Raw genomic sequence first — 22,747 nt, forward strand, 5'->3', positions numbered from 1 at the left:
CGTCACTGCTGGGCAGGTAGCCCGTGTGCGCATCCTCGTCACCGGAGCGACCGGCTACATCGGCGGGCGGCTGGCCCCCCGCCTCCTCGACCAGGGCCACGATGTGCGGGCGATGACCCGCGACCCGGCCCGGTTGCGCGACGTCCCCTGGGCGGACCGGGCGCAGGTGGTCGAGGCCGACGCCCGCGACCCGGCCTCGCTGCCCGCGACGATGGCCGGCATCGACGTCGCCTACTACCTCATCCACTCCATCGACTCAGGCGGGGACTTCGCCACGGTGGATCGGGAGGCGGCGAGCGCCTTCGCCGCCGCCGCCCGCTCCGCCGGGGTGCGGCGCATCGTCTACCTCGGCGGGTTGAGCCCGGCGGACGACGGCGGCGGCCTGTCCGCCCACCTGAGCTCTCGCCAGGAGGTCGCGAGGATCCTGCTGGACTCCGGGGTCCCCACCGTCGTGCTGCGGGCGGCGATCATCATCGGCAGCGGCAGCGCGTCGTTCGAGATGCTGCGCTACCTCACCGAGCGACTGCCGGTGATGCTGACTCCCCGCTGGGTGCGCACCCGCATCCAGCCGATCGCGGTCCGGGACGTGCTGTACTACCTGATCGGTGCGCTCAGGGTGCCCGCGGAGGTCAACCAGTCGTTCGACGTCGGCGGCCCGGACATCCTGACCTACGCGGAGATGATGCAGCGCTTCGCGGCGGTGGAGGGACTGCGCCGGCGCGTCATCATCCCGGTGCCGGTGTTGTCCCCAGGGCTGTCCTCGCTGTGGGTCGGCGTCGTCACCCCGGTGCCCAAGGCCATCGCGAAGCCGCTGGTCCGGTCGCTGCGCAGCGAGGTCGTCGTCCGCGACACGCGCGCGATTCGCCAGTGGATCCCCGACCCGCCGGACGGGCTGATGCCCTTCGACACCGCGGCCTCCTACGCCCTCGCCCGCGTCCGCGAACGCGGCGTCGAGACCCGCTGGTCGACGGCGGTCTGGCCGACCCGCTCGTCCGTTCGATCGAGGTGGCCGGCCGCATCGCCGGAACCGGCCGTGACCCCGCCCGCAGGCGCGCAACTGGCCGGGATCGCCCAGTCGGGCGGGGCCCTGCCGCCGCCGACCCCGGGAACGGCGGCGGCAGAACGTGGCGGCGTCACATGCGCTTCCCGGCCGCCGAGCGAGCCGACCCCCGCGGACCCGCAGTGGACCGGCGGGGCGCTCTACGTCGACGAGCGCAGCATGTCGGTGGCCGCCCCATCGGGCCGACTCTGGCAGGTCATCGAGGGCATCGGCGGAGAGAACGGCTGGTACTCGTGGCCGCTGGCCTGGTCGGCCCGGGGCTGGCTGGACACCGTGCTGGGTGGCGTCGGCCTGCGCCGCGGCCGGCGGGATCCGCAGCGGGTTCACGTCGGCGAGGCGCTGGATTTCTGGCGCGTCGAGGAGATCGAGCCCGGCCGGCTACTGCGGTTGCGTGCGGAGATGAAGATGCCCGGTGACGGCTGGCTGGAGCTGCGTGCCGCCGTCGACGACGACGGCGCAACCGTCTACCGGCAACGGGCGATCTTCCTGCCTCGCGGGCTGCCCGGCCAGCTCTACTGGTGGGCGGTCAGTCCGTTCCACGCGGCCGTGTTCGGCGGCATGCTGCGCAACATCGTGCGCACCGCCGAGACAACCCTGGCGTCCCCCATGGCGGCCGACCACCACTGAGGCGTCCGGACGACGACAAGCGCCCGCACGGCGACGAGCATCCGGACGGCGGCGAGCGCCCGCACGGGTACGGTCAGGCCCAGCCGCGGCCCTGGGCGGGCGGATCGGGGGGAAACGACTCGCGCCCCGGCGGATCGACCCCCGGCGGCGGTTCGGATCCGGCCGGCAGTCGGCCCATGATTCCGCCCCCCGGCACGTCGGGGATCTCGATGTCGAACCAGACCCGTTTGCCGCCTGGGGTGGTCTCGACTCCCCAGGCCAGCGACAGCGCCTCCACGAGCAGCAGGCCCCAGCCCGACTCGGGGTCGGGCTTGTTCGCCGCCGCCGCGCCCGGCCGCGGCAGATGCCCGCCCTCGCGGTCCTCGACACTGATCCGCAGCCGGCCGGGCTCCAGTGACGCCCGCAGCACCAGGTCGCTGCGCGCGTGCAGGACCGCGTTCGTCACCACCTCGCTGACCAGCAGGGTCGCGTCGTCCACCGCGGTGATGCCGTAGTCGAGCATGACGTCGCGCATCGCCATCCGGGCCTGCCCGGCGGAGGCGGCCACCGCGGGCAGCGCCAGTTCGAGCAGCGGCGGGTTCACGGACTGGGTGGTCAGCACCAGCAAAGCCGTGTCGTCGTCGGTGCGAGCCGGCAGGTCGGCTGCGATCAGGCAGCGTTCGAGCAGCGAACGGGCCGTCTCCTCGGCGGGGCCCTCGCCGGTGCCGGCGACCGTGTCCGGGCCGAACCAGCTCCGCGCGGCGAAGCTGTCGCCGCGGGTCCGGCGGCGCCGGTCGGCCCCAGCGCGGCGATCCCCGCCGGCGCGGAGATCCTCCCCGGCCCGGCGGTCCGGGCCGGTCCGACGCTCCCGGCCGCTGCGGCGGTCAGCCATGCCCCGCGGCGGTCCGAGGGAGGGCCCGGGCGCCCGCCGGTCGATCCAGACGCCGGTCGACGCCCCGCCCGACCCATTGGCCGGCCCACCGGCCGCATCGGCGTCCTCGGCGCTCGCCCGACGACCGTCGTCGGGGGTGCCGTCCGCCGCGGTCAGGCCGGACCGCGCGGCGGCCACCCGGGCGCGTTGCTCGATCAACCCGCAGCGCAGGTTTTCCAGGCCGTCGACCAGTGGCCGGCGCCGCGACTCCACCAGTCCGTCGGTGAACATCACCAGGGCCGACCCCGGCGGCAGCGTCACCGTCGTCTCGCTGAAGCCGCCGCCCTCGCCGACGCCGAGCGGCAGGCCCGGGTCGAGCACCAGGTAGTCCGGGTCCTCGTCGGGGAGAATCACCAGCGGGGCGGGGTGCCCGGCGTTGGCGATGGTCGCCCGGCCGGTGTGCCGGTCGTAGACCGCGTAGATGCAGGTGGCCAGCTGCAGGCCGGGCAGCAGGCCGACGACCCGATCCAGCCGGGTGAGGACCTCCGCGGGACACCAGTCCTCCAGCGCATAGGCCCGCAGGGCCGCGCGGAGCTGGCCCATCACCGCGGCGGCCCGCAGCCCACGGCCCATCACGTCGCCGATGGCGACCCCCACCCGGCCGCCGGACAGCGGGATCACGTCGTAGAGGTCGCCGCCGACCTCGGTACCGGCCGTCCCCGGGCGGTACTCCATGGCGATCTCGACGCCCTCGAGGGCGGGCGGATGGGCCAGCAGCAGTGAACGCTGCAGGGTCAGCGCGGACTCCTGAGCCTCCTTGAAGCGCAGGGCGTTGTCCAGCGCGAGGGCGCCGCGACGGGCCAGGTCCTCCAGCAGGGAGACCTCGGCGTTGGTGTAGAAGCCCGCGCGGCGGCCGACGGTGATGGCGCCGAGGATCCGCCCGTGCGCCGACAGCGGCACGTTCACCGTCGGGCCGCCCTGGATGCGGCGGAACTGCTGGTAGGCGGGCTCGTGCGGAAACGACAGCGAGGCCCGCACCTTGTCGAAGTCGGGCAGGCAGTATGTCTGCCCGTTGCGCAGCACGATGCCGGGCGGGAAGTCGTCGGTGAGCGTGGGATGGCGGATCGCGACGACCGCCCGCATGATCTTGTCGACCTTCGGATCGACGAAGACGCTGGCATCCAGCCGCACGTCGTCTCCGTCGCGCACCCAGACCATCGCGCCGGTGCCGAAGCGCGGCACCGCGAGCCCGGCGAGCAGGTCCGGGACGTGCTCCGGATCGAGGGTGCCGGCGAGGACGAGGCCGGCGTCGGCCAGGAACGACGACGGCGAGGCGGCCGGCCCACCCCTGCCATCGCTGCCCGCGCCACCGCGCAGCGCGCGGGCGATCCCCCACGCGCCGCGCAATCCCGCGGACGCCGAGCGGCGTACCTGCTGCGACATTCGGGCCGCCCCCCGCGAACTGCGGTCGAGTTCGGCATCCGCCGCGACGGTGATCGCGGGCATGCCGGACGAATTCTCGGTGACAGGTCCGGACGTCGGGGCTGAATCCTTCCGCCCCCGACCGAATCCGACTCTCGGGACTACGCCGTAACGGCCAGTCACCTGGTCCACCCGCGGAAGTCTAGTTCGGTAACCGGATATCGCGCATGGCGAGAATCTCGGCCCGACCCGGGAGCGGTACCCCATCGCCATCCCTTCGCACCCTCAAGCCGGCTTTGCCACAGCCGATCCCGCGCCGGAGGAGCATGTGTCGCACCTGGGCGGCCGACCGTCCGTCGGCAGCCGGACAACCGCCGCGGTGGGACAGTTCGGAGCAGTGGGACCGATCGGACTGGTCGGACCGGTCGGGGCAGATCGGGCAGGCCCGCGATGCTCGATGCGCCGTCGGCGACCAGGACAGCCGGCATCCCGCCTGCGCCAGCGACGCCGCCAGAGTGGGTACCGGTCCAGACGGGGCCATGGGTACAAGAAAGGATCACATGGGGATACATCATTCCAGTACTGACTATTACACGAGTGGATCGAGGTCTGGTAACGGGGGGGAAACCCCCCGTTCGTCTCCGGGCAGCATTGGTGACCGGGATGCCGGGTGGTGGCGGCGGGCCGTGCTGTACGAGGTGTACCTGCGCAGCTTCGCCGACTCGGACGGCGATGGCGTCGGCGACCTCACCGGGCTGCGCCAGCATCTGCCGGCCCTCGCGGAGCTGGGCGTGGACGCCCTGTGGATCACACCCTTCTACCGGTCGCCGATGGCCGACCATGGCTACGACGTCGCCGACCACCGCGATGTGGACCCGCTGTTCGGCAGCCTCGCCGACCTCGACGCGCTGCTCGCCGACGCCGCCGAGGCCGGTCTCGCCGTCCTCGTCGACCTCGTCCCGAACCATTCCAGCTCGGCGCATCCGGCCTTCCAGGCGGCGCTGGCGGCCCCGCCGGGCGGACCCGAGCGGGAGCTGTACATCTTCCGCGACGGGCGGGGACCGGACGGCGCCGAGCCCCCGAACAACTGGATGTCCGTCTTCGGCGGCCCCGCCTGGACCCGGGTCCCCGACGGCCAGTGGTACCTGCACCTGTTCGACACCGGGCAGCCCGACTGGAACTGGGATCACCCCGCGGTGCGGGCCGATCACGAGACGACCCTGCGCTTCTGGCTCGACCGGGGCGTCGACGGCTTCCGCATCGACGTCAGCCACGGCCTGGTCAAGGACGGCGAGCTGCGCGACAACCCGCCCGGTCTGGTGCTCGACGACAGCGGGTTCCGGGAGGATGGCGAACCGCGGGTCTGGGATCAGGACGGCGTGCACGAGATCTACCGGACCTGGCGGGCGATCACCGACGAGTACACCGCCCGGGACGGCCGCCCCCGGGTGCTGATCGGGGAGACCTGGGTACGCGACCCGACGCGCCTGGCCCGGTACGTCCGCCCCGACGAGCTGCACCTGACGTTCTCCTTCTCCCTGCTGAGCGCTCCATGGTCGGCTCCGGCCTGGCGGACGGTGATCGACACCGAACGCACGGCACTCGCGGCGGTGGGCGCGCCGGCCACCTGGGTGCTGGCCAACCACGACGTGGTGCGGCCGGTGACCCGTTACGGGGGCGGGGAGGTGGGCACGCGCCGCGCCCGGGCGGCGCTGCTGACCCTGCTCGCCCTGCCCGGTGTCGCCGTGCTCTACCAGGGTGACGAGCTGGCGCTGGCGCAGGCCGACGTGCCGCCGGCGGCGCGCCAGGACCCGGCGTTCACGCGCTCGGGGGGCACTCTGCCGGGACGGGACGGCGCCCGCGTGCCGCTGCCCTGGTCGGGCGACGCACCGCCGTACGGGTTCACCGCGGACGGAGTCGACCCGTGGCTGCCGCAGCCGCCCGGTTGGGCCGGCCTCGCGGTGCTCGCGCAGGCCGGCGATCCGATGTCGACCTGGCGGCTCCTGCGCGGGGCGCTCGCGCTGCGCCGGGCCCTGCCTCACCTGCGCGGCGACGAGCTGCACTGGCGCGACGACGCACCCGCGGGCTGCCTCGCCTTCGACCGGACGGACGCCGACGGGCGGACGGACGCCGACGGGCGGACCGCCGGCGCGGCGGCCCTCGAACGGGCGACCCCGGGGGCGCCCACCTCGGTGGGGCCGGCGAGAATGACATGCGTTATGTCGGTAGGGCGGGAGGCGACGATCAACCTCGCCGGCCGGCTGGTGCTCGCGAGCGGACCTGTGGGTTATGACGGCGCGACGCTGACCCTGCCGCCGGATACCACGGCGTGGATCGCGCCCCGCGACGGCTGAGATCGTACCGGCGGTCCGGACGCGCGCCGATGTGACGCACAATGGATGGGTGAGCCAGCCCCACACTCCGGCCCAGCCCACGACGACCCTTTTCGATGCCGTCGGCGGGGAGCCGACGTTCCGCACCCTGGTCGCACGGTTCTACCAGGGGGTGGCAAACGATCCGGTGCTACGCCCGCTGTACCCGGAGGAGGATCTGGCGGGCGCGGAGGAGCGCCTGCGCCTGTTCCTCATCCAGTACTGGGGCGGCCCGAGCGACTATCAGGAGCTGCGGGGCCACCCGCGGCTGCGGATGCGGCACGTGCCGTTCGCGATCGGCCCGGTCCAGCGGGACGCCTGGCTCGCCGTGATGGGCGCGGCGGTCGACTCCCTGGGCCTGCCGCCCGACCAGCACAAGACGCTCTGGGACTATCTGCGGATGGCGGCGAACTCGCTGCAGAACCGCGCCGACTGAGCTCGTCGCCCCAGCCGCCACCGGCGGCCCGCCGCCCGCCGCCCGTGCGGAATCTCCCGCTCGGGCGGCGGTGGGGTGTCAGTCGCGGGTCAGCTTGCGGTAGGTGACACGATGCGGGCGGGCGGCCTCCTGGCCGAGCCGCTCGATCTTGTTGGCCTCGTAGTCGGCGAAGTTGCCCTCGAACCAGAACCAGCGGGCCGGGTCCTCGTCGGTGCCCTCCCAGGCGAGGATGTGGGTGGCGACCCGGTCGAGGAACCAGCGATCGTGGGAGATGACCACGGCGCAGCCGGCGAACTCCAGCAGCGCCTCCTCCAGCGACCGCAGCGTCTCCACGTCGAGGTCGTTGGTGGGCTCGTCGAGGAGCAGGACGTTACCGCCGCGCTTGAGGGTCAGGGCGAGGTTGAGCCGGTTGCGCTCGCCACCGGACAGCACCCCGACGGGCTTCTGCTGGTCGGGGCCCTTGAACCCGAACGACGACACGTACGCCCGGCTGGGGAAGTCGACCTTGCCGACGACGATGTGATCGAGGCCGTCGGAGACGATCTGCCAGACGTTCTTCTTCGGGTCGAGGCCGGCCCGGGACTGGTCGACGTAGGCGATGTCGACGGTGTCACCGAGGACGAGGCTGCCCGCGTCGGGGCTCGCCTGCCCGGTGACCATCGTGAACAGCGTGGTCTTGCCGACGCCGTTGGGGCCGATCACACCGACGATGCCGCCGCGCGGCAGGGTGAACGACAGGTCCTCGATGAGCAGACGGCCGTCGAATCCCTTGGCCAGGCCCTTGGCCTCGATGACCTGGTTGCCCAGCCGCGGGCCGGGCGGGATCTGGATGTCCTCGAAGTCGCGCGGACGGGCCCGGTCCGCCTCGGCGGCCAGCTCCTCGTAGCGGGACAGGCGTGACTTGCTCTTGGTCTGGCGGGCCTTCGGGTTGGAGCGGACCCACTCGAGTTCCTGGGCGAGGACCCGGCGCCGCTTGGCGTCCTTCTGGCCCTCGACCTTCAGGCGGCCCGCCTTGGCCTCCAGGTAGGTGGTGTAGTTGCCCTCGTAGGCGTGGGCGCGTCCCCGGTCGAGCTCGAGGATCCAGCCGGCGACGTTGTCGAGGAAGTACCGGTCGTGGGTGACGGCGAGCACGGCGCCGGCATACCGGGCGAGGTGCTGCTCGAGCCAGGCGACGCTCTCCGCGTCGAGATGGTTGGTCGGCTCGTCGAGCAGCAGCAGGTCGGGCGCCTCGAGCAGCAGCTTGCACAGGGCGACCCGGCGCCGCTCGCCGCCGGACAGCAACGACACGTCGGCGTCGCCCGGGGGCAGCCGCAACGCGTCCATCGCCTGGTCGAGCTGGCTGTCGAGCTCCCAGGCGCCCACTGCCTCGATCTTGTCGATGAGTTCGGCCTGCTCGCCGAGCAGCAAGTCGAAGTCCGCGTCGGGCGCGGACATCTTCTCGTTGATCTCCTCGTAGCGGGCGAGCACCCGGCGGATCTCGCGCACGCCGTCCTCGACGTTGCCGCGGACGTCCTTGGTCTCGTCGAGCGTCGGCTCCTGGGCGAGCATGCCCACCGAGTAGCCGGGACTGAGGAGTGCCTCGCCGTTACTCGGATGGTCGAGCCCAGCCATGATCTTGAGCAGGGACGACTTCCCCGCCCCGTTCGGACCGACCACCCCGATCTTCGCTCCGGGCAGGAATGCCAGGGTCACATCATCGAGGATGACCTTGTCACCGTGGGCCTTGCGCGCTTTGCGCAACTGGAAGACGTACTGCGCCATGTCGTCAACCCTAGGGCATCGCGGCGGCCAACCTCGCGGCGGTGATCGATGGGGTACCCGCCTGCTGCCCGCAACCGCCGGTCGGCCCTGTCCTCGCGCCATCGATGGGATACATCCACCGGATTGCGGGCACGGACGGTACGAGGGTCGACACAGAACGGCGAGAGGCGGCGGGACGGCGAGGCATGCGTGCGGATGATCATCGGTTCGGGCTTGCGGCCGAGGCCTATGTCTTCGGCTTTCCGCTGGTGAGCACCGTCCGGCTGAGCCGTCGGTTCGCCGACGGGGGGATCGGGCCACTCGCGCCCGCCGGGTTCAACGCCTTCGCCCACATACGGGATCTGCCGGGCCCATACTCGCAGTTCGTCGGCGTCCACGCGGACGTGCTGCACTCGGTGGCGCAGGTGGACCTCGCCCCGGGTCCGCTGGTCCTGTCCGTCCCGGACAGCGGTGATCGGTACAGCCTGCTGCTGTTCGTCGACGCCTGGCGCAACAACTTCGCCTATGTGGGGCGGCGGACCGGCGCCGGGCGCGGCGGCGCCTACGTGCTGGTTCCGCCTGGCTGGGCGCAGGGCACGCCGCCGGATCTGATCCGCATCGAGACGCCAACCCGCCTACTGACCGCGATCGTCCAGTTCGGCTTCGACGACCCGGCCGACGCCCACACAGTTCACGGGCTCCAGGACGAGCTCCGGCTGAGTCCCCTGGATCCGGGCGCGCGCCGGGCGGAGGGACCGCCGGAGCGTTCGAAGAGCGTCTGCGACGACCTGCGGTTCTGGGAGGAGCTGCGGATCTGGCTGCGAGCCTGCCCCCCGCCGCCGGCTGAGGCCGACCATGCCCGCCGCTTCGCCCCGCTCGGGATCCTCGACGATCCCTCGCCGTATGTCGATCCTGATCCGGCGCTGACCTGGTCGCTGCGCGGCGGGCTGCGCGCCGGCCGCGATCGGCTGGAACGCGTCGCTCACGCCGGGCGGGCGCTGAGCAACGGCTGGTCGAGCTCCCCGCACTCCCTCGACTTCAACCTGGACCACCTGGGCCTGGGGACTCGCGACGAGCCGGCGTGGCGGATGACCGACCGCGTCCAGGCCCGGCTGGCCCGGGCGATGACGGCGCGTCAGCCGATCGGCGCGACCCACGGCTACGAATGCATCGAGGCGACCTGCCTGGTGGATGCCGAGGGCCGCCGTCTGACGGGCGCGCACCGCTACCTCCTCGACCTGGCGCCGCCGCCTCCGGCGGCGTCCTGGTCGGTGACGATGTACGACGCCCCCGAGTACTACCTGGTGGACAATCCCCAGCACAGGTACTTCGTGGGCAGCCGAAGCCGCGGCCTGCGTCGCGGCCCGGACGGCTCGGTCCGCGTCCGCATCCAGAGCGATCCCCCGGCCGACGAGGTCGAGCAGGCCGACTGGCTGCCCGCGGCGACCGGCGACTTCCGGCCCGCGCTGCGGATCTACGGCCCCGGCGAGGAGGTCCTCGACGGCACGTACACGCCGCCCCCGATCCGCCGCATCGACTGATCGCCGGGTCTGGGCGACCTTAGCTATCTCCCCTGTGACGTCGGCTTTCGGGCAACGCCGGCGAGGGTGATGCGCAGCGGCGGCCGGGCCCCCGTGCCGACCTCGTCGACCTGCCCCACCGACCCGAGCACCGTGACCGCCGGCTCGCCGCCCGGGTCCGGCGCGGCTCGGGCGCCGGCGAGCCGCACGGGGAGGATCTGCTGGTCGACGCCGCGCTCGCGCCCCGCACGATCCGTCGCGTACAGCGTCACCGTGACGGAGGTGCCGCGACCGTCGCGTACCACCGTCGCGGTCGGGCGGGCGGGCGGTCTGCGAGCCGTACCCGGCCGAGCCGGCTCCGAGTCGTCGAGGTCGACGTCGTCCGCGTCGAGGCCGTCGGCGTCGACGGTGACCGTCAGGGACGTCGCGGCTCGCGGGTCCACGGGGACGGACAACCGGGTCTTTCCGGCGGTCAGCACGAGCCGGGCGGACCGCGCCCCGCGCGGGGTGGCGCCGGACGGGACGGCGATGGTCGCCGCCACCCGGTCCCCCGTCTGGACCGCGAGCCGCTCGACCCGCGCCCTCGACGGCGACCTGGGCGACTGGTCGTACGCGGGGGCGAGGCGCAGCAGGTAGGCCGGCCGTTCGGGATGATCCGCGGCCACGATGAGGTCGTCGCCGCCGCGGGCGATCGCATACAGCACCGGGTCGTCGAGATCCGGGCCGTTGGCCGTCACGGGGGTGGGATGGCCGAGGAAGGCCGGGTTGGCCGCGACGAACACCAGCGGCCGCTGCGGCAGCCGGCGCATCATGGCGCGCAGATCCCGGTCGTTGCCGGTCAACGTGAGGTTGTCACGCACCGCCGCGGCGAGAACGACGATCGTGAGAGCGACGACGGCGGCGACGACGGGGACGAGCACGGCGAACCCGAGCCGGCGGCCACGGGCGACCAGTGCCGCCGCACCCCACGCGGATCCGGACGCGCCGAGATGCACGAGCGGGATGAGAACGGGAACCATGTAGAAGGGGCCGACGTAGCGGATGCCGCCCCACAGCTCGGCGGCGTTCCACGCCCCCCAGAAACCGACGTAGCCGATCAGGAACAGCAGTCCGCCGAGGCCCAGCATCACGGCTGGCCCGGGCAGCCGCCGCCGCACCCCGGCCGCGAGTGCCGCCACAGCGAGCACGACTCCGCCGAAGGCCCAGCCGCCGAGCAGCCACAGATGGTCCCCGACGGAGCTCAGGCCCTCGGTGAAGCCGAAGTCGTGGCGCCCATCGGCCGGGTAGAGCCTGCGCCGCCCGAAGCCGATCCGATCGTCGGGTTCGAGCAGTGCGAACGGCAGGCGTAACGGGTTCCCGGTCGCCGCCGCGTTCGTGAGCAGAACGATCACCACCGGCACGGCCAGGCCGCACAGCAGCCAGCGCAGCAGCCACCAGCGCCGCCCGGCGCAGGACACCAGCAGCCAGACCGCGAGGGGCACCAGCAGCAGCACGACGTCATACGGCCGCACCGCCGCGGCGACGCCAAGCGCGACCCCGGCGCCAACCAGGGGCGGCGCGCGGTGAGACTGCCGGCCCCGCAGCACCCCGAGCACGGTCGCCTGGAGCAGGACCAGCGCCGGCAGATAGCTAAGCACCATGGCGCTCTGCAGGAGGACCAGTGGGGACAGGGCGAGCAGGGTCGCGGACAGCGCCGCGACCCTGCGGCTGCCCGACAGTTCGACGCCGAGCAGGTAGGTGACGACAACCGCCGCCGCCGCGATCACGGCAAGCGCCGGATCGATGCTGCCCGCGACGAACAGGCTGGCCGCGAAGATCGCGGGCACGAAGGGCGTGTACTTCAGAACGTAGTGATCGTCGACGACGGTGCCGAGCCACGGCAGGTAGGACTGCGCGGGATGCGGCGCGGGCGGGAACAGCCTGCCCTCGGCCAGTGTCCGAGCGTGCAGCAGGTAGATGCCCTCGTCGTTGTTGACCGACAGCAGGGGGAAGACGGTGTGCCGCAGCGCGACGGCGGCGGCCGCGCTCAGGACGGCCAGCACGGCGACGTACCGCGCGGCCCCTGGGACAGCAGCGAGGCGGCCCTGCAGTCGCCGGCCGAGGGTGTCCCCGCCCGGCTCCTCGCCGCCGCCCGGAGGGACCCTCACCCGGGCTGCCCGCTGCGCCGGGACAGCCGGCATCACCGAACCGGAGTCCGGCCCGGCGCGCGCGGGTATGCGCTGCCTGTTCTCGTGCCGGCTACTCACCCCCGGCACGCTACCCAGCGCCGGCGGCAGCGCCGGCGGCAGGGCCACCCCACCCTTGCTCAATGCGGTCACCTTGGGATATGAGGCGATCAGCGCTGCTCAGCGGCGGTGGAGAACGACCGCCAGGGCGACCCGTCCGCACCCGCCCCTGACGGGAAGGATGCGGCCCCTGCACTCCCTGTGCCCAGTCCGTCGGCCCGTGCCGCCGCCGTGGCCAGCGGCACGGAAACCCCCGACGCCAGGCCGGCCGAACGCGACCCGATCGCGGCGACCCCGATCGGCTGGCCGTCCCACGCCGCGGAATGGACCAGCTCCTCCCCGCCACCGGTCACCGCCATCGGCGCGATGGGCTCCGGCTCCAGCCGCTCGTCGAGGGCGGACTCGCGCAGGTCGACCAGCGGCCCACCGCCGGGCAGACGGAGCCCGGTGTCCGCGACGGGGACGGCGGCGGGTGCGGCGGGTACGGCGGACCCCCGGGTGAGCCGCTGGGATCGCGCCGCGTGCCAGGTCAACTCCGTGCCGATGGCGTCGGCGTCGATCTCGTAGCTGACGCGCCGCTCTCCCTCGCTGGTCTCGAACGAACGCTGGCGTAGCCGGCCGTAGACCAGCGCCCGGTCCCCGCGCGCGAGACTCTCGGCGACGTTGTCGGCCAGCTGCCGCCAGCAGGACACCCGCAGAAACAGGGTCGCGCCGTCGACCCACCGATTCTCGGAACGATCGAAGCGGCGCGGGGTGGAGGCCAGGCGAAAGCTGCACACCGAGGCGCCGTTCGTCGTCGTCCGGTGCTCCGGGTTGTCGACGAGGTTGCCGACGAGGGTGATGGTCGTGTCCAGCATGGCGTGCTCCTCGGATCAGGGAGGAAGGCGCCGGCGCGGCAGTGCGCCGGCGTCGTTCCACTGTGAGCCGCGAGGGGCGACCTCGGAAGCCCCGACCGTCGGGCTGTGGATAACCGGCGTCCGTCCACAGCCTGCGCATCCCCGCTTCGGACCACCCCAGCCGGACCCCGTTCGGGCCAGGCGAGCAATACGGACGACCGGAGCGGGAACACCGTCCCCAGATGCCCGGTTGCCGATCCGTGAGTCGGCGAGACGCCCGGCCATGGCCCGATCGGACGATGCGGTACCCGGACCGGCGTTCACCCGCCCGACCCGATGCCCGGCGATCACGTCCCGCTGACGTGGTTGCCCACCAGCACCGTCGTAACCGGAGGACAGCGATGTCGACAACCACGACCAGCTCGAGCACCAGCCCGGACGGCGCCACCACGGCCACCGGCAGCGGCACCTTCCTGCTCGGCGGCGACCTGCCGATCACCCGGCTCGGGTTCGGCGCCATGCGCATCACCGGCCGCGGAATCTGGGGTCCCCCCGCCGATCCGGACGAGGCCCGTGCCGTGCTGCGGCGGGCGGTGGAGCTCGGGGTGAACTTCATCGACACCGCCGACTCCTACGGCCCGCACGTCAGCGAGGAGCTGATCGCCGAGGCGCTGCACCCCTACCCCGAGGGGCTGGTCATCGCGACCAAGGGCGGCCTGACCCGGCAGGGCCCGAACCGGTGGACTCCCGTCGCCCGTCCTGCCTACCTGCGCCAGCAGGTGGAGATGTCGCTGCGCCGGCTGAAGCTGGAGCGGATCGACCTCTACCAGCTCCACCGCATCGACCCCGACACCCCCGTCGAGGACTCCCTCGGTGAGCTGCGCGCGCTGCAGGAGGAAGGGAAGATCCGCCACATCGGCCTGTCCGAGGTCAGCGTCGCCGAACTGGCCCATGCCCGCGCCCTGGTGTCGATCGTCAGCGTGCAAAACCGCTACAACCTCGCCCACCGGACCGCCGAGGACGTCCTCGACTACTCCGACCGGGAGGGCATCGGCTTCATCCCGTGGAACCCTGTCGACACCGGCCGGCTCGCCCTTCCCGGCAGCGTCCTCGATGCAGCCGCCAAGCACCACAGCGCCAGCCCCGCCCAGCTCGCCCTCGCCTGGTTGCTGCGCCGCTCCCCCGTGATACTGCCAATTCCGGGCACGTCGTCCGTGGCCCATCTGGAGGAGAACATCGCCGCGGCCGGTGTCGAGCTCACCGACGACGAGTTCACCGACCTGTCCCGCCTGGCCTCCTGACTCCCGGCCACCCGCACCCGAGGTCTAGCGCCCCGGTTCCCGCGTCCTCGGCAGGCCCGATCGGACCAGCGAACCGGGACCGCGGCCGCTTTCTCTAGCCGCCCCAGCGCCCCCACGTCGTCGCCCCGACGCACCGGCCGGCAACGTGTCCCCGCATGTCCAACGCCTGATCAGAGCTTGCTACCCTGGGTCTACCCTCGGGTGGAGCTTCCTGGTAGGCCCATCCCGTATCAACGCGCCCGTAGCTCAGTGGATAGAGCGAGTGCCTTCTAAGCACCAGGTCGCAGGTTCGATCCCTGCCGGGCGCACTCGGGGATCGGGCCCAGATGCTGCGCCTTTTCGATCCCCTCGTCATGTCTGCCGGTTACGCCGCAGCCCACGTCGCAAGAGCCCTCGCCACTGCCAAGGTCATCGGGTGGCCGGATCGCCAGGAGGCCGAGGGCTGTGTCCGGCCCTCGGCCTCCGTGTCTCATGGTTCCGGCGATCCGCCCAGGTCAGGGCTTTGGGTCAGGGGACAAGGATGATCTTCCCGCGGACGTGGCCGGTGAGGCTGAGCTCGAACGCCTTCGCGGCCTCGGCGAGGGGGAAGCGGTCCTGGATCTCGAAACGAATCACGCCCTGTTCGGCCAGCTTCGCGACCGCGGTCAGCCTGTCCTCGGACGCGACGACCGCCGCAATCCCGGCGGCGGCGGCATGCTCGTCGGCTACGGCCGTGACCGCGCGGGACAGGTCGGGAAGAAGCGCCACCGTCGCCGCGACCGACGCCGCACCGCCGACATTGTCGACCGAGGCGTTGATCGTTCCGAGAGCCTTCACGGCATCCACCAGACCATCCCCGTAGGTGACGGGTTCCGCGCCGATCGAGCGGAGGTAGTCGTGGTTGGCCGGGGAGGCCGTGCCGATCACGCGGGCGCCGAGCGCCTTGGCGATCTGGACCGTCGCCGTTCCCACTCCCCCGGCCGCGGCGTGGACGAGCACGGTGTCGCCCTCCCGGACACCGATCTGGTGCACCGCGGAGTACGCGGTCCCGGCCGCGACGGGCAGTGACGCCGCCTGCTCGAAGTCGACGGCGGCCGGCTTCGCGATCAATGACTTCGCGGGCACGTTGGCCTGCGCGCGGTAACCACCGGTGAAACCTGACCAGATGACCTCGTCACCGACGGCGAACCCGTCCACGCCCGAGCCGACCGCGTCGACCACGCCAGCCGTCTCGTTACCCGGCACGGCGGGCAACTGCAGTGGCACAAAGTCCTTCAGGTAGCCGGCGACGACCTTCCAGTCGACCGGGTTGACCGAGATCGCCCGGTTCACGATCCGGACCTCCCCCGCACCCGGCTCCCCCACCGTCTCCTCGGCCTGCACCAGCACCGTCGGGCTGCCGTACTCCTCGAAATAGATCTTCACGCTCATCCTGGACTCCTTGGTCATCGGTTCGATGTGGTCATCGGTTCGATGTCGACACCGCGGGCCGGTGTCGACGTGTGCCGAGTGAGACTCGCCGAGTGAGACTCTGGGTACCGGATCGCCGCCCTGCCGTTGCGGGTGACCCCGGGTCGGCTGTGCTCGACGGGGGGCCTCGCCGCCCATCAGATCGCCACGGCGCGGATTCGGCGGCGCTGTCAGCTGCGGAAGACGGACGCGCTCAGTGCGAACACAGTGCGGCGCTGACCCGCTGCAGATCGACGTGCAGCGCCCGGTAGGCCCGGAATGAGGCAAGGGCCTCGGTGACGGGGCACCGCGCCGATCGCGCGGACCGCACCATCACACCCGCTCCCGTCGTCGTCCGCGCGGACCATCACCCGTGCTCACAGCCTCAATCCTGTACTGAGACGCCCACCGCGGGCCCGCTATTCCCGACCTTGTCGATCGACCAGCGGACAACGCTGCGATGACGACGCTGCACGGATGCGTAGGCCGCTGGCGACGTGAGCTTGGGGCGCCAGGTATCAGCCAGCCCCGGGCCGGGCTCGATGACGAGCAGCTGCTGGCGTTGGAGGCCGAGGTGGACCGGGGCCGCAGATGCATGGCTGGGTGGATCAGCGGTGGACGTGACCCCTAGTCCTCTGGTTCAGCGTCGCACTGGTAGTAGACGGTGATTGAGTGCCAACTGCCGTCGGCCGTGGCTTCGGCATGCATCACCAGATCCTGAACCTCGACGTCACCCAGTGCATCGATCGAGTCAGCGACCCGTCGCAGCAGGGCACCCACGTCGTCCTGACCGGGCCCCGCGGGATTTGCCTGCGAGAAGTGATGCACGGTCCAGCGATCCCGGACCGCATCTCGCCGTGCTGCCGGACGCTCCGCCACGACCTGATTATCACCCACCGCAGCGCCCGCTGGAGATCACTGTGTTTGCCCCGGCGTTCCCCGGATGCAGCATCGGATCCGAAGCGGCCAACCCGCGGACCTATGAACTCGGCGCACAGCAGGGCCATCTCCGCCCCGGGCGGATAAGGCCTCGACAACCTCATCCCCTCAGGCCAGGAGCACCTTTCCCATCCCCGGCCCACCCGCAAACGATCACCGGGAAAGCCCGAGGCTAGAGGGTCCAGTGGAGGCGCTGGGTCCGCTCCGGGTCCAGCTGGCCGGCCTGGGGAAGCCAGCGCAGCGGCTGGGTCAGCTCGGACTCCGGCCCGGCGGCCGCTGCGGCCGGAATCGCGGTCGCGGTCGCCGCGGCGGGCCGGCCGGCGCCGTGGCGGCCGGCGGCCGGGAACTTCCCGTTGAAGATCTTGCGGAGAAACGGCGACCGCAGGATGACGAAATGGTGCAGGGCGAGGGTCACGCCAAAGGTGAGAACAGTGACCAGGAGCATCTGCGGCCAGTGCAGGCTCGGGTCGAACGAGAGAAGCGTCGCGATGACGTAGATCCAGAAGTAGTGGAAGAGGTAGACGGTGTAGGAGGCGTCGGAAAGGTAGCGGACGGCCGGCCGGGGCCCGGGAACGAGTCGGTTCGCCACGGCGAACAGATTGGCGGTGATCGCGATGGTGAACAGGGTCCGGCTGAGTACCACTCCGGTGGACGAGGACAGCCCGCCCACCCAGCCCCGGGTGGCCGCCAGCAGCAGGACGCCGGCCACACAGAGCAGTATCGGCGCGAGCCGCTGGAAGGCCGGCAGGAGCCGCCGCCGATCCAGGTAGAGAAGCACGCCGAGGAGGAAGAACGGTAGAAAGTCCAGCGTCTCCTCGACCGGGAGGTCGAGGGGATCGGCGCCGATGACGGGAACGACGGCGGCCCGGTATCCCCCGCGAATGAGGACGGTGCTCACCATGGCGAACGCGATGATCGTGGCCATGATGCGGGGTCGACCGTTGGTGGCCCGCTGGTAGACGGAGTTGGACGCGAGGCGGGACAGGAGGGTCACGGCCGCCGGGGTGCACAGCGCGTAGGCGAGCAGCGCCACGAGAAACCACAGCTGCAGAAACCAGCGCAGCTCGCCCACCGGCTCGGGGACGGTGTGTCCGCGCAGGAAGTCCAGGAACGAGACGTCCGGGTTGTGGAAGTTGTAACTCAGCCACAGGGCGGTGGGGTTGAACAGGACCAGGGTGCACAGGAAGGGAATTCCCACGCTGGCGAGCCTGCGGCGCACGGTGCGCGCGGGTCCGTACTTCCCGACGAGCATCGCGGAGAGAAATCCGGAGATCAGGAAGAAGTCCGCCATCCGGAAGAGACCGGAGGCGTAGGCGATCCCGTTGAAGATCGGATCGTCACCGAGCGTCGAGGCGTGTACGAAGACTCCGCCCAGCATGAAGATGCCGCGCAACGCGTCCAGATGATGGTAATGCGCGTCCGGCGCGGACGGTGCCGTCTTTCCCCCCACGATGCCTCCACCAAGACCACCGGACCGCTCCGGCATACCCCTACGGACGACGCCTTCCGACGAAGAGGCGGCCGGACCCCTTATTCGCCATATCATATGGAAAGCGACGGTTGTCCCGCGCGTCGGGGTCGGGAGCGCCAAGGGGCTGCGGCCGGACAGCCGGTCGACTCCGACCTGGAGCCCGGCCTTTTCGCTGCGTTGTTCTTTTATTGTGTTGCAGAAGAGCTTAAGATGTGCGTAGTTGTGGCGGCTCGATAGAGCGGATGCCTGGTGGGCTGTCGCGACGGGCGATTCGACCCGTTCGCCCCTGGACAGCGCGACCCGCATCAGAACGGCGCGGTGGCTGTCAGGTCAGGTGATTACGCCCCGAGGCGCTGTGTCCACGTGGAGGCGCTATGCCGGCTCACGTGGGTCGGGCGCAACCTGTTGCTCTGCCTGCATCTGAAGTCTCATGGCGACGCGGTGCCGGTACAGCCACGTTCCCACCATGACCAAAAGCATTCCCAGGCCAACCACGGCCCCCGGCCAGAGAAAACCCCAGGTGACCGACACCCATACGGTTGAGATCAGACCATAGGCGCCACGCGTGACATCGAGGGTCATGGTCCCGGCGCCCTCACCATGCCGGGAGCGCACAAGCCATACCAGCGGCCCCTGGGCAAGCACGTTCACGGTCACGAGCACCATCAGAAAAATGTAGTCGGACTTCTCCACTGGACCCCCGCCGGACTCGCCATCGTGCGATCACCGCACGATCCGGGATTATCCTGACGAACTATAGCTCGAGCCCGCACCGCGCGCATCCGTCCCGCATGGGCCTCGACGATCGCGAGGCGCTGAGCCACCAGATTCCTACCTCTCGGCGACATCGGTGATTCCCTACGGCACCGCCGAAGATATTGGCACAGCCGTACCCGGATTATCTCTGGCTCGCGGTCCACGGGATTTTTCCGAAGCGGTGGCGGCGCGGCGCCGGAGGCAGTAGCGATGAAGTTCCGGAAGGGTCCGAAGTAATTTTTTCTGATCGCGATCCTGACGCTCGGCACAATTCTTTCCACAGCTCCGTCGATGGCCTCACCGCCGGGCCGCGCCGTCGGGCTGGGTGTGCATTGCCGCTGACGTCACGCCAGTGGCCGGATCGTACGTTTTGCCCTATTATCCGACCGACCCCTGAGGCGGCCACCCATGCTCGCGATGCGCCGCGGCAGCCGGGCCCCTGACGGAGACTGCGTTGGCAGGGACGTCGGCCATGACCGGACACGGCACGGCCGCGGCCAGCCAATGGCCTCGAAAGACGAACAGCGTGGAGGATGGATGCGTCAGCTGTCAGGTGTGGTGCGGCACGGGTGGGCGGCAGGGCCCGTCTTGCTCCTGGTCGCCGTTCTGTCGTCATGCAGCGGCTCCGCCAGTTCCGCCGGCACCGGGACAAGACCTTCCGTTGCGTCGGCCGGCGCGGCCGCGTCGACCGGCGAGCAGACCGGCACGGCGTCGACCGCCCGACCGTCCACCGGAACCACGGCAGCGGCGGCCAGCCGGTGCACGACGGCGGACCTTCGCGCGTCCATACCCGAGACGCCCACCCCTGGCACGTCACAGAAGAGGATCCACGTGACGTTCAGGAATCGGTCCTCGGCCCAATGCACACTGTACGGATATCCCGGCGCGCAATTCCGGTCGGCGACCGGAGACAGGTGGGACCTCGCACGTTCCCCCAGCGTCACCCTTAGGCCGATCAACCTCGCGCCCGGCGCGCAGGCCCACGCAACGCTCACCTACCTGCCGACCGATCCCAGTGACGGCACCGGGAACCCTGTCTTCAGCCCGACCGACCTCGTTCTCATACCGCCTGACGAACAGACCTCGCTGATAATCCCGTGGACACTCGGCCCCGTCCTCGGGCAGGACGCTGCCACGCATCCCGGAACATACATCTCGGCGCTCGAGCCGAGATCCTGACATTGATACCGACACCGACACCGACGACCGTCCTGGTCGAGGCCACGGCGGACACCTACGGGACCGCCGCCAGGCGAGCGCACGGCGAGGTTGGGGCCCGCATACCGCAGTGACGAGCGTTCGAACTCCCCGGGTGGCGATCGGCTGCCCCTGCGCGCCGGGTTAGCCGGAAGGGGAGACCGTCGGCGGCCTGTGCGGCGGCGCGCGCCTTGCGACCCAGGCTGGGACGGATATCACCCGGATCGTCAGGATCGCCACGGTCCCGGCGAGGCAGCTGAAACGCGAGGGCGGGCGCAGTCGGCGCATCACCCGAAGGTGCCGTTCGCTTGCCTACAGCCGCGCCAGGCGATTCCCTCGGAGAGGCCAGGGAGGAACCACCACAAGATAGGTAGTAACCGGACGAATAGGGAGGCGCTGCGCCTTGTCATCGCGATGGACCGCGAGGAGGAGCGCACGATGGTTCCGCCCGGGGGCGTTCGCCCTGGTGGAGACCGGCGCGACCACCATGATGGAGCCCGCCACGGCCGCGCGCCGCTGGCAGCCGACCGGGCACATCGAGGTCGGCCGGGACTGGCGCCGCTGCGGGGCGCAGGAGGGCGGCTGCGGCGTGCTGCTCCCCCTCAGCCAGCAGACCTGCCCTCGCTGCGGCCGAACCAACCGAGAGGATCTGCTGCCCCTGAACATCCGTCGCCTGCTGCCCACCCACGATGCCTACGACCACGCCGTCGCCGTGCTCCGGGGCACCTGGGCCGGGACGAAGTCGAACCCGCCCAGCAGGCCGGAGCTCGCCGGCGCGCCGGCCGCGGTCACCAGCGGTGAGGCGGTCCCGACAGCGGTGGACACCGAACTACCCGATGTCTGAGTACTACCCGATGTCCGAGTTGCGACGGGGGCCGTTGTCGTGAGGTAGCCGAGCGCGGTCAGGTGGCCATGCTGCGCCTCGCTGGCCGCGCCTCGCCCAGGTGGGTGGGAGCGGCGCGGCCAGCAAGGTGTCGGTGAGCCCGGCACGGAGAGGGCGCTCGCGTCGGGGAATGTTTCGCATGATTCCCCGCGCCGGCAGGGCTTAGCAGACCGCCGACGGCGGGTACGGCGGACAGGGGTTGCCGGGGGGCGGGCAGCCGGCGCCCGTGGTGAGAAAACCGAAGGTCGCGGCCACCGCGACGGCGGCCAGGGCCCGGCGCTTTCTCGCGTTACGTGGATGCTTGCGATTACTGCTGGATGGACGCATGTCTCGACCTCTCCACGTGCCGCCATTTCCGATCGCTGTCTTTCTAACGGATCGGTTGCGATCACCGAACGCGACGCGCCGAGCCCCCCTCGATCCATTACCCGAACTTCTCTGGATCACCGTCCCGCCGCAGACGGACCACCGGAATTCCCGCCGACGCCGAAATGTCAAATAATCCCGGCACATCTCAACGCTGGATCGGCGCCACTCCAGGTGCTCCGAGCAGGTTCGCCAGCCAGTCACACCAGGCGTCGATTCCCTCGCCGGTGCGGGCGCTGACCGCCAGCACGTCCACCCTCGGATGAACGGCGTCGAGGTTACGTCGGAACGCCTCGGCGTCGAAGTCGAGATAAGGCAACAGATCCGTCTTGTTGACAAGTACAAGATCTGCGGAACGGAACATCACCGGATATTTGAGGGGTTTCTCCTCGCCCTCGGTCACGGCGAACATCATTGCGCGCCGGTCCTCCCCCACGGCGAACTCGGCGGGGCAGACCAGGTTGCCGACGTTCTCGATGATGACGAGGTCGAGCTCGCTCAGTGGCAGCCGAGGCAGCGCCGAGGCGACCATCGGCGCATCCAGGTGGCACTCCCCGCCGAAGCCGTTTCCGGTGTTGACCAGGGCGATCGCGGCGCCGAACCCCTCGAGGCGATCGGCGTCCAGGCTGGTCTCGATGTCCCCCTCGATGATCCCGATCCGCCGGTGCGGCGCGAGGCGACGCAGCGTCTCGGCGAGCAGCATCGTCTTCCCCGCGCCGGGTGCGGACATCAGGTTCACCACGGTGACGCCGGCCGCGTCGAACGCCGCCCGGTTGGCCCGCGCGACCCGCTCGTTCTCCCCGAGAATCCGCTCCAGCACCTCGACCCGCTCCGCGCCGGTGCTGTAGCCGGAATGGTCCCCCACCGAACCAGGGTGCGTGTGACTGTCCGGGTGCGTGTGACTGTCCGGGTGCGGATGACTGTCCGGGTGCGGATGGAATCGGCCCATACTTCGTCACGCCTCCGCCGCGTCTGTCGCCACCTCGAAGGAGGTGACGAGGAATTCCTCGCCGCTGACCAGGTCGACATCGGCGGCGCCACACGCGGCGCAACGCAGGACCGGCACGGCGAGCTCGTTGTGCGCGCCGCACGCTCGGCAGCGCGCTGCGGCCGGGACGAACTCGACCGCCAGTTCCGACCCGGCCAGCACCCCGGCTTCGGGCCGGTCGGCGTGCGCCAACTCCCAGCAGTAGATCAGGGTGTCCGGCACCACCTGCCGCAGGGCACCCACCCGTAGATGCACCCGGGTCACCCGCCGGCCGGCCGCGTGCCGGGTGACGATGTCCGCGACGGATCGGCAGATCGACAGTTCATGCAT

Annotated in this window: 17 protein-coding genes and 1 tRNA gene; 8 read left to right on the top strand and 10 right to left on the bottom strand. The window is 71.2% G+C overall.

Going from position 1 to position 22,747, the window contains the following annotated elements; genetic code table 11:
- Positions 1 to 25 precede the first annotated feature (25 nt).
- Positions 26 to 1,687 carry an SDR family oxidoreductase gene (locus NBZ83_RS05075; protein WP_261574434.1) on the top strand — a complete coding sequence of 554 codons (1,662 nt, stop codon included), beginning with the start codon at positions 26 to 28 and terminating at the stop codon, positions 1,685 to 1,687.
- Positions 1,688 to 1,760: 73 nt separating this feature from the next.
- On the opposite strand, the gene NBZ83_RS05080 is transcribed toward NBZ83_RS05075, so the two are convergent.
- Positions 1,761 to 4,043 carry a SpoIIE family protein phosphatase gene (locus tag NBZ83_RS05080; RefSeq protein WP_261565440.1) on the bottom strand — a complete coding sequence of 761 codons (2,283 nt, stop codon included), beginning with the start codon at positions 4,041 to 4,043 and terminating at the stop codon, positions 1,761 to 1,763.
- Between the two features lie 476 nt (positions 4,044 to 4,519).
- Between NBZ83_RS05080 and NBZ83_RS05085 the strand changes: the two genes are divergently transcribed.
- Complete coding sequence (locus NBZ83_RS05085; RefSeq protein WP_261565441.1) at positions 4,520 to 6,313, top strand: glycoside hydrolase family 13 protein; 1,794 nt, start codon at positions 4,520 to 4,522, stop codon at positions 6,311 to 6,313.
- A gap of 49 nt (positions 6,314 to 6,362) precedes the next feature.
- Positions 6,363 to 6,767: a globin gene (locus tag NBZ83_RS05090; protein WP_261565442.1), complete on the top strand. Its 405-nt coding sequence runs from the start codon at positions 6,363 to 6,365 to the stop codon at positions 6,765 to 6,767.
- A 78-nt stretch (positions 6,768 to 6,845) separates the two neighbouring features.
- On the opposite strand, the gene ettA is transcribed toward NBZ83_RS05090, so the two are convergent.
- A complete protein-coding gene (ettA, locus tag NBZ83_RS05095; RefSeq protein ID WP_261565443.1) occupies positions 6,846 to 8,528 on the bottom strand; it encodes an energy-dependent translational throttle protein EttA in 1,683 nt (560 codons plus the stop codon).
- Positions 8,529 to 8,713: 185 nt separating this feature from the next.
- On the opposite strand from ettA, the gene NBZ83_RS05100 reads away from it, so the two are divergent.
- The gene (locus tag NBZ83_RS05100) at positions 8,714 to 10,048 is read left to right on the top strand and encodes a DUF1254 domain-containing protein (protein ID WP_261565444.1); all 1,335 of its coding nucleotides are present in this window, start codon (positions 8,714 to 8,716) and stop codon (positions 10,046 to 10,048) included.
- A gap of 23 nt (positions 10,049 to 10,071) precedes the next feature.
- On the opposite strand, the gene NBZ83_RS05105 is transcribed toward NBZ83_RS05100, so the two are convergent.
- Entirely contained in the window at positions 10,072 to 12,345 is a 2,274-nt protein-coding gene (locus tag NBZ83_RS05105) for a DUF7846 domain-containing protein (RefSeq protein ID WP_261574435.1), read from the bottom strand.
- Positions 12,346 to 12,362: 17 nt separating this feature from the next.
- A complete protein-coding gene (locus tag NBZ83_RS05110) occupies positions 12,363 to 13,109 on the bottom strand; it encodes a single-stranded DNA-binding protein (RefSeq protein WP_261565446.1) in 747 nt (248 codons plus the stop codon).
- Positions 13,110 to 13,489: 380 nt separating this feature from the next.
- Between NBZ83_RS05110 and NBZ83_RS05115 the strand changes: the two genes are divergently transcribed.
- Entirely contained in the window at positions 13,490 to 14,389 is a 900-nt protein-coding gene (locus tag NBZ83_RS05115) for an aldo/keto reductase (RefSeq protein WP_261565447.1), read from the top strand.
- 235 nt (positions 14,390 to 14,624) lie between these two features.
- Positions 14,625 to 14,697, top strand: a tRNA-Arg gene (locus NBZ83_RS05120).
- Positions 14,698 to 14,896: 199 nt separating this feature from the next.
- On the opposite strand, the gene NBZ83_RS05125 is transcribed toward NBZ83_RS05120, so the two are convergent.
- The 4 genes from NBZ83_RS05125 to NBZ83_RS34465 form a co-directional block, all read right to left on the bottom strand.
- Positions 14,897 to 15,799: an NADP-dependent oxidoreductase gene (locus NBZ83_RS05125; protein WP_261565464.1), complete on the bottom strand. Its 903-nt coding sequence runs from the start codon at positions 15,797 to 15,799 to the stop codon at positions 14,897 to 14,899.
- A 645-nt stretch (positions 15,800 to 16,444) separates the two neighbouring features.
- Positions 16,445 to 16,696 (bottom strand): hypothetical protein, encoded by a 252-nt coding sequence (locus NBZ83_RS05130; protein ID WP_261565465.1) that lies wholly within the window; start codon positions 16,694 to 16,696, stop codon positions 16,445 to 16,447.
- A 232-nt stretch (positions 16,697 to 16,928) separates the two neighbouring features.
- Positions 16,929 to 18,206 carry a glucans biosynthesis protein MdoC gene (gene mdoC, locus NBZ83_RS05135; protein ID WP_261565466.1) on the bottom strand — a complete coding sequence of 426 codons (1,278 nt, stop codon included), beginning with the start codon at positions 18,204 to 18,206 and terminating at the stop codon, positions 16,929 to 16,931.
- 616 nt (positions 18,207 to 18,822) lie between these two features.
- Positions 18,823 to 18,954, bottom strand: coding sequence for a hypothetical protein (locus NBZ83_RS34465; RefSeq protein WP_498041041.1), 132 nt, complete (start codon positions 18,952 to 18,954; stop codon positions 18,823 to 18,825).
- A 566-nt stretch (positions 18,955 to 19,520) separates the two neighbouring features.
- On the opposite strand from NBZ83_RS34465, the gene NBZ83_RS05145 reads away from it, so the two are divergent.
- Together NBZ83_RS05145 and NBZ83_RS05150 are read left to right on the top strand one after the other, a co-directional pair.
- A complete protein-coding gene (locus NBZ83_RS05145; RefSeq protein WP_261574437.1) occupies positions 19,521 to 20,162 on the top strand; it encodes a DUF4232 domain-containing protein in 642 nt (213 codons plus the stop codon).
- Positions 20,163 to 20,646: 484 nt separating this feature from the next.
- A complete protein-coding gene (locus NBZ83_RS05150; protein ID WP_261565468.1) occupies positions 20,647 to 21,024 on the top strand; it encodes a hypothetical protein in 378 nt (125 codons plus the stop codon).
- A gap of 553 nt (positions 21,025 to 21,577) precedes the next feature.
- On the opposite strand, the gene hypB is transcribed toward NBZ83_RS05150, so the two are convergent.
- Together hypB and NBZ83_RS05160 are read right to left on the bottom strand one after the other, a co-directional pair.
- Positions 21,578 to 22,294, bottom strand: coding sequence for a hydrogenase nickel incorporation protein HypB (hypB, locus tag NBZ83_RS05155; protein WP_261565469.1), 717 nt, complete (start codon positions 22,292 to 22,294; stop codon positions 21,578 to 21,580).
- Positions 22,295 to 22,384: 90 nt separating this feature from the next.
- The coding region (locus tag NBZ83_RS05160; protein WP_261565470.1) for a hydrogenase maturation nickel metallochaperone HypA at positions 22,385 to 22,747 on the bottom strand (363 nt) is incomplete at its 5' end.

The sequence above is a fragment of the Frankia gtarii genome (genome assembly GCF_025403375.1).
Classification (GTDB): Bacteria; Actinomycetota; Actinomycetes; order Frankiales; family Frankiaceae; genus Frankia; species Frankia gtarii.

Excerpts from the sequence above, each read along its gene's own strand:
- ettA (WP_261565443.1), bottom strand. The coding sequence starts at position 8,528 with ATGGCGCAGTACGTCTTCCAGTTGCGCAAAGCGCGCAAGGCCCACGGT.
- NBZ83_RS05125 (WP_261565464.1), bottom strand. The coding sequence starts at position 15,799 with ATGAGCGTGAAGATCTATTTCGAGGAGTACGGCAGCCCGACGGTGCTG.
- NBZ83_RS05115 (WP_261565447.1), top strand. The coding sequence starts at position 13,490 with ATGTCGACAACCACGACCAGCTCGAGCACCAGCCCGGACGGCGCCACC.
- NBZ83_RS05080 (WP_261565440.1), bottom strand. The coding sequence starts at position 4,043 with ATGCCCGCGATCACCGTCGCGGCGGATGCCGAACTCGACCGCAGTTCG.
- NBZ83_RS05085 (WP_261565441.1), top strand. The coding sequence starts at position 4,520 with ATGGGGATACATCATTCCAGTACTGACTATTACACGAGTGGATCGAGG.
- NBZ83_RS05100 (WP_261565444.1), top strand. The coding sequence starts at position 8,714 with ATGCGTGCGGATGATCATCGGTTCGGGCTTGCGGCCGAGGCCTATGTC.
- NBZ83_RS05145 (WP_261574437.1), top strand. The coding sequence starts at position 19,521 with ATGCGTCAGCTGTCAGGTGTGGTGCGGCACGGGTGGGCGGCAGGGCCC.
- NBZ83_RS05110 (WP_261565446.1), bottom strand. The coding sequence starts at position 13,109 with ATGCTGGACACGACCATCACCCTCGTCGGCAACCTCGTCGACAACCCG.